This is a genomic window from Kitasatospora sp. NPDC059571, from assembly GCF_042735675.1.
In the GTDB taxonomy this organism is placed as follows: Bacteria; Actinomycetota; Actinomycetes; order Streptomycetales; family Streptomycetaceae; genus Kitasatospora.
The window spans coordinates 1-13,450 of the sequence record NZ_JBHWBW010000191.1 but is presented as its reverse complement, the minus strand read 5'-3'; the positions used below and the strand labels follow the sequence as shown (position 1 = coordinate 13,450).

Annotated in this window: 10 protein-coding genes; 6 read left to right on the top strand and 4 right to left on the bottom strand. The window is 72.8% G+C overall.

Annotated features, from left to right (window positions below):
• Nucleotides 1–27: 27 nt before the first annotated feature.
• Nucleotides 28–1,527 carry an MFS transporter gene (locus ACFV0G_RS21290; protein ID WP_380549949.1) on the bottom strand — a complete coding sequence of 500 codons (1,500 nt, stop codon included), beginning with the start codon at nucleotides 1,525–1,527 and terminating at the stop codon, nucleotides 28–30.
• A 41-nt stretch (nucleotides 1,528–1,568) separates the two neighbouring features.
• Entirely contained in the window at nucleotides 1,569–2,210 is a 642-nt protein-coding gene (locus tag ACFV0G_RS21285) for a TetR/AcrR family transcriptional regulator (RefSeq protein WP_380549946.1), read from the bottom strand.
• A 186-nt stretch (nucleotides 2,211–2,396) separates the two neighbouring features.
• Here ACFV0G_RS21285 and ACFV0G_RS21280 point away from each other — a divergent pair, with 186 nt between their 5' ends.
• Together ACFV0G_RS21280 and ACFV0G_RS21275 are read left to right on the top strand one after the other, a co-directional pair.
• The gene (locus ACFV0G_RS21280) at nucleotides 2,397–3,731 is read left to right on the top strand and encodes a glutamine synthetase (RefSeq protein WP_380549943.1); all 1,335 of its coding nucleotides are present in this window, start codon (nucleotides 2,397–2,399) and stop codon (nucleotides 3,729–3,731) included.
• The gene (locus ACFV0G_RS21275) at nucleotides 3,719–4,810 is read left to right on the top strand and encodes an amidohydrolase family protein (protein ID WP_380549940.1); all 1,092 of its coding nucleotides are present in this window, start codon (nucleotides 3,719–3,721) and stop codon (nucleotides 4,808–4,810) included. The genes ACFV0G_RS21280 and ACFV0G_RS21275 overlap by 13 nt, the downstream gene beginning before the upstream one ends.
• 25 nt (nucleotides 4,811–4,835) lie before the next feature.
• Here ACFV0G_RS21275 and ACFV0G_RS21270 read toward each other — a convergent pair whose 3' ends face one another.
• Entirely contained in the window at nucleotides 4,836–6,401 is a 1,566-nt protein-coding gene (locus tag ACFV0G_RS21270) for a cellulase family glycosylhydrolase (RefSeq protein WP_380549937.1), read from the bottom strand.
• A gap of 264 nt (nucleotides 6,402–6,665) precedes the next feature.
• Between ACFV0G_RS21270 and ACFV0G_RS21265 the strand changes: the two genes are divergently transcribed.
• The 3 genes from ACFV0G_RS21265 to ACFV0G_RS21255 all read left to right on the top strand — a co-directional run bounded on the left by ACFV0G_RS21265 (nucleotide 6,666) and on the right by ACFV0G_RS21255 (nucleotide 11,721).
• The gene (locus ACFV0G_RS21265; RefSeq protein ID WP_380549934.1) at nucleotides 6,666–9,587 is read left to right on the top strand and encodes a glycoside hydrolase family 48 protein; all 2,922 of its coding nucleotides are present in this window, start codon (nucleotides 6,666–6,668) and stop codon (nucleotides 9,585–9,587) included.
• Nucleotides 9,588–9,767: 180 nt separating this feature from the next.
• Nucleotides 9,768–11,255 (top strand): S8 family serine peptidase, encoded by a 1,488-nt coding sequence (locus tag ACFV0G_RS21260; RefSeq protein ID WP_380549931.1) that lies wholly within the window; start codon nucleotides 9,768–9,770, stop codon nucleotides 11,253–11,255.
• A 127-nt stretch (nucleotides 11,256–11,382) separates the two neighbouring features.
• Nucleotides 11,383–11,721 (top strand): hypothetical protein, encoded by a 339-nt coding sequence (locus ACFV0G_RS21255; RefSeq protein ID WP_380549928.1) that lies wholly within the window; start codon nucleotides 11,383–11,385, stop codon nucleotides 11,719–11,721.
• Nucleotides 11,722–11,739: 18 nt separating this feature from the next.
• On the opposite strand, the gene ACFV0G_RS21250 is transcribed toward ACFV0G_RS21255, so the two are convergent.
• Nucleotides 11,740–12,633 carry a HipA family kinase gene (locus ACFV0G_RS21250; protein ID WP_380549925.1) on the bottom strand — a complete coding sequence of 298 codons (894 nt, stop codon included), beginning with the start codon at nucleotides 12,631–12,633 and terminating at the stop codon, nucleotides 11,740–11,742.
• Between the two features lie 128 nt (nucleotides 12,634–12,761).
• Between ACFV0G_RS21250 and ACFV0G_RS21245 the strand changes: the two genes are divergently transcribed.
• Nucleotides 12,762–13,208 (top strand): SRPBCC family protein, encoded by a 447-nt coding sequence (locus ACFV0G_RS21245; protein ID WP_380549922.1) that lies wholly within the window; start codon nucleotides 12,762–12,764, stop codon nucleotides 13,206–13,208.
• Nucleotides 13,209–13,450: the final 242 nt, after the last annotated feature.

The following is a 13,450-nucleotide window of genomic DNA, read 5'->3' as shown; positions in this document are numbered from 1 at the left end:
CCGCTGCCGCGTTGCGAGGTGGGGCTGTCAGTGGGCCATCACCGGCACGGCGTCCTCGGCGGCCGCACCCTCGGCGGCCGCGTGGAGCTTCGGCCGGCCGGTGTTGATCAGGATGCCGGCGGCCGCCGCGGCGACCACCAGGATGCCGAACGACCACCAGATCGCGGTCGAGAAGCCGTGCACCATGGCCTGCAGCTTCAGCAGGTCGATCGGCGCGCCGCCGCGGGCGTGGGAGGTGAAGTACGCGGTGGTGGCGCTGGCCGCGATGGTGTTGAGCAGGGCGGTGCCGATGGCGCCGCCGACCTGCTGCGAGGTGTTGACCATCGCCGAGGCGACACCGGCGTCGCGCGGCTCCACGCCGTGCGTCGCCATGCTCATCGCCGGCATGAACGCGGTACCCATGCCGAGACCCATCAGGACCAGGCCGGGCAGGATCAGCGCCGGGTAGGAGCTGTGCACGTCGATCTGGGTGAGGATCAGCATGCCGAGCGAGGCGGTCAGGAAGCCGGGCACCATCAGGAAGCGCGGCGCCACCCGGGTCATCAGCCGGGCGCCGATCTGGGTCGAGCCGGTGATCATGCCCGCCACCATCGGCAGGAACGCCAGACCGCTCTTGACCGGGGAGTACCCGAGAACGACCTGCAGGTAGTAGGTGAGGAAGAGGAACAGGCCGAACATGCCGATCACGGCCAGGCCCAGCGACAGGTAGACACCGCCGCGGTTGCGCTCGGTGACCACGCGCAGCGGCAGCAGCGGCGCGGCGACCCGGCTCTCGACCACGGCGAACGCGACCAGCAGCACGGCGGCGGCGATGAACAGGCCGACGGTGATGCCCGCCGACCAGCCGTCGGACTCGGCGCGGGTGAAGGCGTACACCAGGGAGACCAGGCCGGCGGTGACCAGCAGGACGCCCGGGATGTCGAGGCGGTTGCGGTTGCGGCTGCCGACCGGCTCGCGGATCACCAGGACGGCGCCCAGGATGGCCACGATCGCGAACGGGATGTTGACGTAGAAGGTCCAGCGCCAGTTCAGGTACTCGGTCAGCAGGCCGCCGAGGATGAGGCCGATCGCACCGCCGCCGCCGGCGATGGCGCCGTAGATGCCGAACGCCTTGGCGCGCTCCTTGGCCTCGGTGAACATCACCGCGAGCAGCGACAGCGCCGCTGGGGCGAGCAGGGCGCCGAACACGCCCTGCAGCGCGCGGGCGCCCAGCAGCATCGGGGTGTTGACGGCGGCGCCGCCGAGCGCGGAGGCCAGCGCGAAGCCGCTCAGGCCGATGGTGAAGGTCCGCTTGCGGCCCCACAGGTCGGCGATCCGGCCGCCGAACAGCAGCAGCCCGCCGAAGGCCAGCGCGTAGGCGGTGATCACCCACTGGCGGTTGCCGTCGGAGATGCCCAGGTCGTGCTGGGCGGAGGGGAGTGCGATGTTCACGACGGTCGCGTCGAGGACGACCATCAGCTGGGCCAGGCCGATGAAGACGAGTGCCTTCCAGCGGCGCGGATCGGCCTGGAGGCCGGTTTCGGACATGGGGCTACCCACTTACGGTGTGTTGCGTGCGGTCGGGACGGTCAGTCGGCGCGCTTGAGGTCGTCGAGGGACGCGGGGCGGCCGGGAAGTACGGAGATCGCCGGGGCGTGCAGGCCGTCCAGGAAGACCTGCAGGTGGCGATGGACGAACTGGTCGAGGTCGAGGCATCCGGTGCCCGGGAGCGGGCGGGTCAGTTGCGTCACTCCCAGGAAGTAGTCGCCGACTCCGATGTCGGCGCGGAGCTGACCGCTCGCGTGCGCGCGGTCGATGAGCTCGGTGGTCGCGGCCTTGAGTTGCAGCCGGGCGGCCTCCAGCTCGGGGTCGTCGTGGTCGATGTGGTCGGACACCATCGGGCAGAGTGCGCCGATCCGCTCGTCGGCGGCGGCATGGGTGAAGCGGCGCAGGCCCTCGAAGGCGTCCGGCTCGCGCAGTCCGGCCTCGGCGTGCTCCAGGACCCGGGTCAGCACCGACAGGGTGACGTGGTGGAGCAGCTCTCGGCGGTCGGCGAAGTTACGGTAGAGGGTGGCGTTGCCGACCCCGGCCCGGCGGGCGATCTCGTCGAGCGGTGCCTCGGCGCCGTGCTCGACCAGGGCCTCGCGGGCGGCGGTGATGATGCGTGCCCGGTTGCGGCTGGCGTCCGCGCGGAGCCGAGGCCCGGCCGGCTTGCTGCTGACGGTGGTCATCGGACTCCCTTCGGTACCGGGGACATCGTCCCCGCTTGTGCGGACACAGGGGTAAACGGGGAGTGCCTCCCCGGAAATTTCGTTCGCCGATGTGACCTGCGTCACATTCTTCGATCGGATGACTAATCACCCGGGCGGGCGCCCGGTGCGGTGCGTACTGGACGGCCGGACGGCCCTGGCGGCAGCATGGCGGCCATGGGCAGCGCGGGGAGCACGACCGGCCGGGCGGAGCAGGCCGAGCAGGCGGAGCAGGCCGCCGCCGAGCTGGCCGGCCGCGGCATCGACGCCGTCGCGCTCGGCTGGGTGGACAACGCCGGCATCACCCGGGTCAAGGCGGTGCCGGTCGCCCAGCTGCCGCACGCGGCCCGCCACGGCGTCGGCGCCGCCCCCTGCTTCGACACCTTCCTGTCCGACGACGCGATGGCACCCGGCACCGGGCCCGTCGGCGACCTGCGGCTGGTCCCCGACCTCTCCGCGCTGGTGCCGCTCGCCGCCCAGCCCGGCTGGGCCTGGGCGCCGGTCGACCGGGTCACCCAGGACGGCGACCCGCACCCCGGCTGCCAGCGCACCTTCACCCGCCGGGCCGCCGACGCGCTCGCCGCCCGCGGCCTGCGGATGCGCGCCGGCATCGAGGTCGAGTGGGTGGTCGACAGTCCGCCCGACGGCGCCGCGTACGGGATGGACCGGCTGATCGCGCACTCCGACTACCTGCGCGACGTGCTCCGGGCCCTCGCCGAGCAGCGCCTCGCCGTCCTGCAGATCCACCCCGAGTACGCGCCCGGCCAGTTCGAGGTGTCGGTCGCCCCGGCCGGGCCGGTCGAGGCCGCCGACGCCACCGTGCTCGTCCGCCAGACCGTCCGGGCGGTCTCGGTCCGGCACGGGCTGCGGGCCTCCTTCGCGCCGATGGTCACCGCCGGCGCCGTCGGCAACGGCGGCCACCTCCACCTCAGCCTCTGGCGGGAGGGCCGCAACCTGGCCGGCGGCGGCCAGGGACGCTACGGGCTGACCCCGCAGGCCGAGGCCTTCCTGGCCGGCGTCCTCGCCGAGCTGCCCGGCCTGCTGGTGCTCGGCGCACCGAGCCCCGCCAGCCACTTGCGGCTGGTCCCCGGCCGCTGGTCCGGCCCCTACCAGTGCTGGGGCCTGGAGAACCGGGAGGCCGCGCTGCGGCTGATCACCGGCTCGGCGTCCGAGCAGGCCAACGCCGAGATCAAGTGCTTCGACGGGGCGGCCAACCCGTACCTTGTGATCGGCGGGGTGCTCGCGGCCGGCCTGGCCGGCCTCGACGGCGGCCTGCGGCTGCCGCCCGAGGTCCCCGGTGACCCGGCCGCCGCGCCCGGCACCGAACGCCTGCCGCACGGCCTCGCCGCCGCCGTCTCCGCGTACCAGGCCTCCACCGTGCTGCGGGCGGCGCTCGGCCCCGAGCTGTACGCCGCGATCCTGGCCGTCCGGCGCGCCGAGGCGGAGAAGTTCGCCGGGCGCGACGAGGAGGCGGTGGTCGAGGCCACCCGGTGGCGGTACTGACGGTGCTGGTCGACCAGCACTGCCACAGCGTCGTGCAGGCCGACCTGGACGAGGCCGGCTTCACCCGGCTGATCACCGAGTCCGACCGGCCGCCCGCCCCGGGCACCTCCCCGTTCGACAGCGCGATCGGCCTGGCCGTCCGCCGCTGGTGCCCGCCGGTGTTCGGGCTGCCCGCACTGGCGGAGCCCGCCGCGTACCTGGCGGCGCGCCGGGCCGCCGGCGCCGCGGAGGCGACCCGGCGCCTGCTCACCGCCGCCGGGGCGGACCGGCTGCTGGTCGACACCGGGCTCACCGAGGCCGGCGGCCGCCCGCTGCTGCCGATCGCCGAACTGGCCGCGGCCGCAGGTGCCGAGGTGCACACCGTCGTCCGCCTGGAGCACGTCGCCGAGGGCGTCGAGGCGGACCCGGCGGCCTGGCCCGAGGCCGTCGCCGAGGCCCTGGCGGCCGCCTGCGCCGGCGCGGTCGCGGTCAAATCGGTCCTGGCCTACCGGGCCGGGCTGGCCGTCCCGGCCGGTCCGCCGACCCGGGCCGAGGTGGTGCGGGCCGCCGCCGGGCGCACCGGCAGGCGGCTGACCGACCCCGTGCTGCTTCGCCATCTGCTGTGGAGCGCCGTTGAGTTGGGGCTGCCGATCCAGCTGCACACCGGCTTCGGCGACCCGGACCTGCGGCTCGCCCAGGCCGATCCGGCACTGCTGGTCGACTTCGTCCGCGCCGTCGAGCCGTCCGGGGTGCCGCTGGTGCTGCTGCACGGGTACCCGTACCACCGGCAGGCGGCCTGGCTCGCGCACGCCTTCCCGCACGTGTACGCGGACGTCGGCCTGACCCTGTCCTACACCGGGCCCCGGGCCGCCGCGGTGCTCGGCGAGGTGCTCGAACTCGCCCCGTTCGGGAAGGTGGTGTTCTCCAGCGACGCCTACGGCCTGCCCGAACTCTTCCTGGTGGGCGCGGCGCAGTTCCGGCACGCGCTGGCCGTGCTGCTGGCCGGCTGGCAGGCGGACGGGGCGTGCGGCACGGCCGACGCCCGGCGGATCGAGGAGCTGGTGTCCGGCGGCAACGCCCGCCGGCTGTACGGGATCTGACCCGTACGGCCGGCGGGCGCGCAGGTCAGCCGAGCGCGCGGTAGTGGTCGCGCAGGCCGATGCCGAACGAGGTCGGCGTGCCGTCGTAGTTGCTGATCAGCGACGGGCCGGAGCTGCAGTCCCAGGTGTTCCAGGTCCAGCCGAGGTAGCCGAGGTGCTGGGCGTCCAGCCAGGACATCACCTGGTCGATGAAGCCGTGGCTGCAGGTGTTCTCGCCGATCTCACCGGCCACCACCGGCACCTTCGCCGCCACCGGGGCGATCGTGGAGTTGAAGCACGCGGCGGTGGAGCAGGTGTTGAAGTTGTACACGTGCCAGGCCGCACCGAGATTGCCGGTGGGGTCGGTGGGCTTGTAGGTCAGCCACTGGCCGAGGTCGTTGGAGTAGGCCAGGCCGCCGATCAGGATGACGTTGCGGGCACCGGTCGCCCGGACGGTGTCCACCAGCGTCTGCATGCCGCTCACCTGGTAGGGGATGCCGGGGCAGGCGCTGCCGCCGTCCCGCCAGCAGAGCCAGCCCTGGGTGAGGGAGGACTCGGAGCGGTCCGCGTACGGCTCGTTGAACAGGTCGAAGACGACCTGGTTCGTGTCCTTGAAGGTGTCCGCGACGGACTGCCAGAACGGCACCGCGTTGGCGCCCGGCATCGGCTTCTGGCAGGTGGCGTTGGTGTCCGAGCAGCCGGAGGAGTTGCCGGTGTACTGGCCCCGGCTCCAGTGCATCTCGACGATCGGAGTGAGGCCGGCGCCGCGCAGCGCGTCGACCCAGCCCTTGATCGCGGCACGGTAGTTGGCACCGGAGTACGCCGGCTTCACGTTGCCGGTGCCGACCCAGCAGTCCTCGTTCAGCGGCACCCGGACGGCGTTGGCGTGCCAGCTCTTGATCGCCGCAATGGCCGCGGCGTCCACCGGGCCGTCGAAGAAGCCGTAGCCCTGGACGCACATGAACTCGGTGCCGGAGCGGTTCACGCCGTGCAGGGTGACCGGTGAACCGTTCGCGTCCACCAGGGAGTTGCCCGACACGTGGAGCGCGGGTGCGGCCCCCGTCCCGGTGGACTGCGAGGCCGAGGGGCTGGGCGAGCCGGAGGCGCTCGGGGACGCCGAGGTGCTGGGGGAGGCCGACGGGCTCGGTGAGGCGGAGGCGCTGGGCGAGGGCGACGGACTCGGCGTCGGGCTCGCGCCGTTGCAGGGCGCGCCGTTGACGGCGAAGGCGGTCGGGGCGGTGTTGGTGCCGCTGTAGGAGAAGTTGGCGCCCGCGGTGGTGTTGCCGCCGGCCGCGATGGTGGTGGCCCAGGCCGGGTTGGTCACGGTGATGTTCTTGCCGGACTGCGACCAGGTGCCGTTCCAGCCGGTGCCGGAGAGCGTCTGGTTGCCGGTGTAGGCGTAGGTCAGCGTCCAGCCGTTGAGTGCGGCGGTGCCGACGTTGGTGATCTTCACGTTGGCGGTGAAGCCACTGCCCCAGTCATTGGTCGAGTAGTCGACCGTACAGGCGGTGGTGGCGGCCGCGGCGGTGCCGGGGCCGACCGTGGCGAGCCCGGCGGCGGCGGTCGCGACGAGCGCGGAACCCAGTGCCAGGGCGGTGGTGCGGAGGGACATTTCCGCTCCTAGAGAGGAGTGCTGCGTGGGCGCGCTCCCACAGGCCCGCCCTGAAAGATAGCCAGCAGTACGGGAGTTGCCAAGCCACCCTGCTGCGCAATCTCTTGACATGCCTGCGGCCCGTCCTCATCCTTGGGAGCGCTCCCATAGATCCAGGACCAAGCGAGCGCCGTGTATCGCCGCCTCGCCCCGTTCTCCCCCACCCCGCGAGAGCCGTTCATCGCCGCCTCGCGTCGATCTCCCCACCCACAGGAGCCCGTGCAGATGTCACCCCCCACCACGTCCCGAACCACCCGGCTCTCGACGCTCGGCGTCTCGCTCGCCGTGCTCGCGGCCGGCATCAGCACGATGGTCGCCAACCCCGCCGTGGCCGCCGCCGTCCAGTGCTCCGTCGACTACTCGACCAATGACTGGGGCAGTGGCTTCACCGCCAACGTGAAGATCACCAACGTCGGCACCGCCGCACTCAACGGCTGGACGCTGACCTACGCCTACACCGGCAACCAGACGCTCTCCGGCACCGGCTGGAACGGCACCTGGTCGCAGTCCGGCAAGAACATCACCGTGACCAACCCGGCCTGGGCCACCACCATCGCGGCCGGCGGCAACACCACCGCGGGCGCCAACTTCTCCTACAGCGGCACCAACACCGCGCCGACCGCCTTCGCCGTCAACGGCGCCAGCTGCACGGGCGCCCACGCGGCCCCCACGGTGGCGCTCACCAGCCCCACGGCCGGCGCCAACTACCCCGCCGGCGCGGCGATCCCGCTGGCCGCCAGCGCCAGTGCCGCGGACGGCGCGACGATCAGCAAGGTCGAGTTCTACGACAACACCACGCTGATCGGCACCGCCACCGCCGCGCCGTACACCTTCAGCTGGACGGGCGCCTCGTCCGGCAGCCACTCGGTGTACGCCAAGGCGTACGACAGCCTCGGCGCGAGCAGCGAGTCGACCCCGGCCGGCCTCACGGTCGCGGCCGGACCGTCGATCTCGGCGGTGCCGACCACCCTGTCGGTGACCCAGGGCAAGACCGGGACCTTCGCGCTGAAGCTCTCCTCGCAGCCCAGCGCGAACGTCACCGTCACCACCGCCCGCACCTCGGGCAACACCGGCCTGGCGATCAGCTCCGGTGCCACGCTCACCTTCACCCCGTCGAACTGGTCGACCGCGCAGACCGTCACGCTGACGGCGGACGCCTCCTCCACCGGCTCGGCGAGCTTCACCTCGACCGCCACCGGCTACACCAGCTCGGTCGTCACGGTGACCGAACTGGCCGCGGGCACCGGGGTGTACGACGACCGGTTCCTCCAGCTCTACAACAAGATCAAGGCACCGGCGAACGGCTACTTCTCACCGGAGGGCATCCCCTACCACTCGGTGGAGACCCTGCTGGTGGAGGCGCCCGACCAGGGCCACGAGACCACCTCGGAGGCCTACAGCTACCTGCTGTGGCTGGAGGCCCAGTACGGGCGGGTGACCAAGGACTGGTCGAAGTTCAACGCGGCGTGGACGCTCATGGAGACGTACATGATCCCCACGCACGCCGACCAGCCCACCAATTCGTTCTACAACGCGAGCAAGCCGGCCACCTACGCGCCCGAGCACCCGCTGCCCAGCGACTACCCGTCGCAGCTGGACACCTCGGTCACCCCGGGCTCGGACCCGATCGCCTCGGAGCTCAAGAGCGCGTACGGCACCGACGACATCTACGGCATGCACTGGCTGCAGGACGTGGACAACGTGTACGGCTACGGCAACGCGCCCGGCAAGTGCGAGGCGGGCCCGACCGACACCGGCCCGTCGTACATCAACACCTACCAGCGCGGTGCGCAGGAGTCGGTCTGGGAGACCATCCCGCAGCCGACCTGCGACAAGTTCGCCTACGGCGGCAAGAACGGCTACCTGGACCTGTTCGTCAAGGACACGTCCTACGCCAAGCAGTGGAAGTACACCGACGCCCCGGACGCCGACGCCCGCGCCATCCAGGCCGCGTACTGGGCGGACACCTGGGCCAAGGCCCAGGGCAACGGCTCCCAGGTCGCGACCACCGTCGCCAAGGCCGGCAAGATGGGCGACTACCTGCGGTACTCGTTCTTCGACAAGTACTTCAAGAAGGTCGGCAACTGCGTCGGCCCGACGGTCTGCCCGGCCGGCACCGGCAAGGACAGCGAGCACTACCTGCTCTCCTGGTACTACGCCTGGGGCGGGGCGACGGACACCAGCGCCGGCTGGGCCTGGCGCATCGGCGACAGCGCGGCGCACGGCGGCTACCAGAACCCGATGGCCGCGTTCGCCCTGGTCAACAACCCGGACATGACGCCGAGGTCGGCGACCGGCAAGACCGACTGGACGACCAGCCTGGGCCGCCAGGTGGAGTTCGTGCAGTGGCTCCAGTCGAACGAGGGCGCCATCGCGGGCGGTGCCACCAACAGCTGGGACGGCGCCTACGGCACCCCGCCGGCCGGCACCCCGACCTTCTACGGCATGTACTACGACGAGGCGCCGGTCTACCACGACCCGCCGAGCAACCAGTGGTTCGGCTTCCAGGCCTGGGGCGTGGAGCGGCTGGCGGAGTACTACTACGCGAGCGGTGACACCAAGGCCAAGGCGGTGCTGGACAAGTGGGTGAGCTGGGCGCTCGCCAACACCACCTTCGCCGCGGACGGCAGCTTCAAGATCCCGTCCACGCTCTCCTGGAGCGGCAAGCCGGACACCTGGAACGCGGGCTCGCCGGGGGCCAACGCCGGCCTGCACGTGAGCGTGGTCGACCAGACCAGCGACGTCGGCGTGGCGGGCTCGTTCGCCAAGCTGCTGTCGTACTACGCGGCGAAGTCCGGCAACGCCGCGGCGAAGACGGCCGCGCAGAAGCTGCTGGACGGCATGTGGGCCAACAACCAGGACGCGCTGGGCATCTCGGTGCCGGAGACCCGCACGGACTACAGCCGGTTCAACGACTCCGTCTCGGTGCCCTCGGGCTGGACGGGCACCATGCCCGACGGTGACGCGATCAACTCGGCGTCCACCTTCCTGTCCATCCGCTCCTGGTACAAGAACGACCCGGCCTTCGCCAAGGTGCAGACCTACCTGAACGGCGGTGCGGCCCCGACCTTCACGTACCACCGGTTCTGGGCGCAGGCGGACATCGCCACCGCCCTGGCGACCTACGGAGAGCTCTTCAACTCCTGAGTTGCCGTCAGAACGGGTGCCCGGTCCGGCTGACAGCGGACCGGGCACCGCCCCGCCCGATGTGTCCGAGGCGTGTCCGTCCTCTTGCGTACCACCACACCGCTTCAATAGCGTCCGACCCACTCACGTTCCCGGCCCACCAGGCCGGGGGCACCGCGAGACTCGGGAGGGTCAACCCCTATGAGTGTTCCTCGGATACGTCGTGCCAGGTCGGCGGCGGGCGTGCTCGCCCTCGCCACCGCCGCCGCGCTGGCCCTGCCGGCCGGCACCGCGGCGGCGGCGGGACCGGCGGACGCACCCGGACCGCTGCTCAGCTACGTGGTGAACACCCGGGCCGACCACGGCCAGGTCAAGAAGGCGGAAAGGGAGATCACGGCGCTCGGCGGCAGCGTGGTGGTCTCCTACGATCGGATCGGCGTGGTCGTGGCCCGGTCCACCGACCCGCAGTTCGCGGCCAGGCTGCGGCAGTCCAGGACGGTCGAGTCGGTCGGCGCCAGCCGCACCGCCGGCATCGTGCAGAGCGCCGACGAGCAGGTCGCCGAACCCGCCGCTGTGCCCACCGCGGCCCCCGCGGACGGCTCGGAGCCGCTCTGGGCGAACCAGTGGGACATGCGCCAGATCGGCGTGGACGAGGCCCACCGCACCACCCTGGGCAGCCGCAACGTGGTGGTCGGCGTGCTCGACTCCGGCATCGACGCCACCCACGAGGACCTCGCCGCCAACGTCGACCCGGCGCTCTCCGCCTCCTGCATCAACGGAGGTAAGGCGGACACCTCCTGGCAGTCCTGGCAGCCCACCAGCAGCGACCACGGCACCCACGTCGCGGGCACCATCGCGGCGGCCAAGAACGGCAAGGGCATCGAGGGCATCGCACCGAACGTCCGCCTCGCCGCGGTCAAGGTGGTCGACGACGGGGGCTTCATCTACCCCGAGTACGCCATCTGCGGGTTCGTGTGGGCCGGTGAGCACCACTTCCAGGTCACCAACAACAGCTACTACATCGACCCGTGGCTGTTCGCCTGCAAGAACGACCCGGACCAGGCCGCGGTGCTCACCGCGGTGCGCCGCGCGGTGGAGTTCTCGCAGCGCAACGGGGTGCTGAACGTGGCCGCGGCCGGCAACGAGAACATCGACCTCGCGCACAAGACCACCGACACCTCCAGCCCGGACGACACCACCCCCGGCACCCGCCCGGTGGACGGCTCCTGCCTGTCGCTGCCGACCGAGCTGCCGGGCGTCGTGGTGGTGACCTCGGTGGGCGTCAAGGGCGACAAGTCGTTCTACTCCAGCTACGGCCTCGGCAAGGCGACGGTGGCGGCGCCCGGCGGCGACTCCCGCTACCAGCTGCCCGCCACCCCGGACGCCAACGGCCGGGTGCTGTCCACCGTGCGCGGCAACAAGTACGCCTACATGCAGGGCACGTCGATGGCCTCGCCGCACGCCACCGGCGTGGTGGCGCTGCTGGCCTCCACCCACCCGTGGGCCGGGCCGGACGCGCTGCGGGCGATGCTGCGCCACCAGGCGGACGAGCACGCCTGCCCGGCGTCCTTCGACCCGAGCGGTGACGGCGCCTGGAAGGCGGTGTGCGCGGGCGACGCGGACGACAACGGCTTCTACGGTGCCGGTGTGGTGAGCGCGGCGAAGGCCGCGCAGTGGTGGCGGCTGTGAGCTGAACGTCGGACGAACTCTCCTGCCCCGCCCGAGTATTCGTACCCGGGCGGGGCAGGACCGGTTGCGGCGGCGGCGCCGGACCGGGGGGCCGGCCGGGGGCCGCCGCGTCCGGAGGGCGGGGGAGTTGGACGAGAACCGGAGGTCCGCGGCGGTCCTGGTGCTGCTGGGCAGTCTGGTGGTCGCGGTACCGGGACTGCTGCTGCTGGTGATCGGGGTCGGCTTCGGGGTGGGCAGCTCGCCCGGCGCGTCGTTCGGCGACTGGCTGCGGGCCTACCTGCTGGTGCTCGGCGGCCCGCTGGCCGGCCTCGCCGTCGCGGGCGCCCTGGTGCGCCTGGTGCCGGCCGTCCGGCGGCTCGATCCGACCGAGCGGGCCGCGCTGGCGGCGTTCTGCCTGTTCTGCGGCACGCTGGCGCAGTGGCTGCTGCTGATGGCGGGCGTCGGCGCGGTGCCCGCGACGTACTGACCCGCCGGCCCGGACGGGTCAGCCGATGTGCCGGCTCCAGTCGGACTCGGTCTGCGCCAGGCCGTGCCGGTTCGGCACCTGCTTGAGCCAGGCCGGACGCCCGGCCAGCGTCCGCGCGGCCTTCCGCTCCTCCGCCTCCCGCAGCTCCTGCGGGGTCGCGAACTCGGCGGGCAGCCAGGCGGCGGAGCGCCCCGCCCGGGCGGCCAGGTGGCTCACGTACGCCTCGCGCAGCGCGGCCGCCGAGTCGAAGCCGGGCTCGTCGCAGAGCCAGGCGTCCGGGACGAGGCCGACCACCTCGCGCAGCAGCTCCTCGGTCACCCGCGGCGCGAGTTCGGCGTCCGCGCCCGCGACGTCCGGCCCGAGGCCGCCCAGCGCGTGCGCGCTCATCGGGTACGGCTTGTACAGCGCGGCGGACGCCGCCGACCAGCGGTGGTGGAAGATCAGTCCGGCCCCGTTGTCGATCAGCCAGAGCCGGCCGTGCCAGACCATCAGGTTGGGGTTGTGGACGGTGCGGTCGACGTTGCCGGTGAAGGCGTCCAGCCAGACCACCCGGCCGGCCTCCAGCGGGTCGACGTCCACCATGCCGGGGCGGAAGTCCCGGGCGCCGGGCAGCAGGTCCATGCCGAGGTTCGGGCCGGCGCTGCCCCGCAGGATGTCCTGGATCTCCTGGTCGGGCTCGTGCGCGGCCACCGCGGGGTCGAAGTCCACCACCACCAGCGGCGGCACCCGCAGCCCGAGCCGGCGGGCCAGCTCGCCGACCACCACCTCGGCCACCAGGGCTTTCGGCCCCTGTGCGGCGCCGGTGAACTTCACCACGTAGGTGCCCAGGTCGTCGGTCTCGACGACGCCGGGGACCGACCCGCCGGCGCGCAGCGGGTCGAGGTAGCGGAGGGCGGTCACCTGGTCGAGCACATCCGCCACCCTAACCCGGCGGGGCCGGGGGCGACCCGCTGCCGCGGGGCACCGGGCGGGGTGTGGTTGGCTTGGCCCGTTCTGCGGTCCGGCGCCAGGCCGGCGAAGTCCAGTGAAGGAGAGCCCCCATGGGCAAGGTCCAGGCCATCACCGAGCGGGTCTACCAGGCCTCCCCGGAGCGGGTGTACGAGGCGCTCGCCGACTACACCACCGTCCGGCCGCGGCTGCTGCCCGCGCAGTACAGCGAGTACGAGGTGCGGGCCGGCGGCACCGGTGCGGGCACCCAGGTGCACTGGAAGCTGCAGGCGACCGAGAAGCGGGTGCGCGACTGCCTGTTCACCGTCACCGAGCCGGGCTCGCTGACGCTGGTGGAGACCGACGCCAACTCCAGCATGGTGATCACCTGGAAGGTGTCCGCGGCCGGCCCCGGCGCGGCCCGGGTCGTGGTCGAGGCCGGCTGGCAGGGCGCCGGCGGCATCGGCGGCTTCTTCGAGCGCACCTTCGCCCCCAAGGGCCTGAACCGGATCCACGGCGCGGTGCTGGACCGCCTCGCCGACGAGGTCGCCCGCGCCTGACGGCTCGTCCGTTCGACGGCCGGAACACCCGTACGGACCGGCGCACCGTACGGGTGGCGCGGTGTCACCGGGACGGGTGACCGCACGGACGCGGGGCACCCCCGCCCCCACCCACCCCCGCCCCCGCGCGCTCCCGCGGAGATATCGACCCGCCCGCCCCCCCGGCGGGGGCCCGCGGGGGGGCGGCCACCCGATCGCGCCCGGTGCGGCGTCGAGTCGGTGCACGGCGCAGTGCGGCGCAC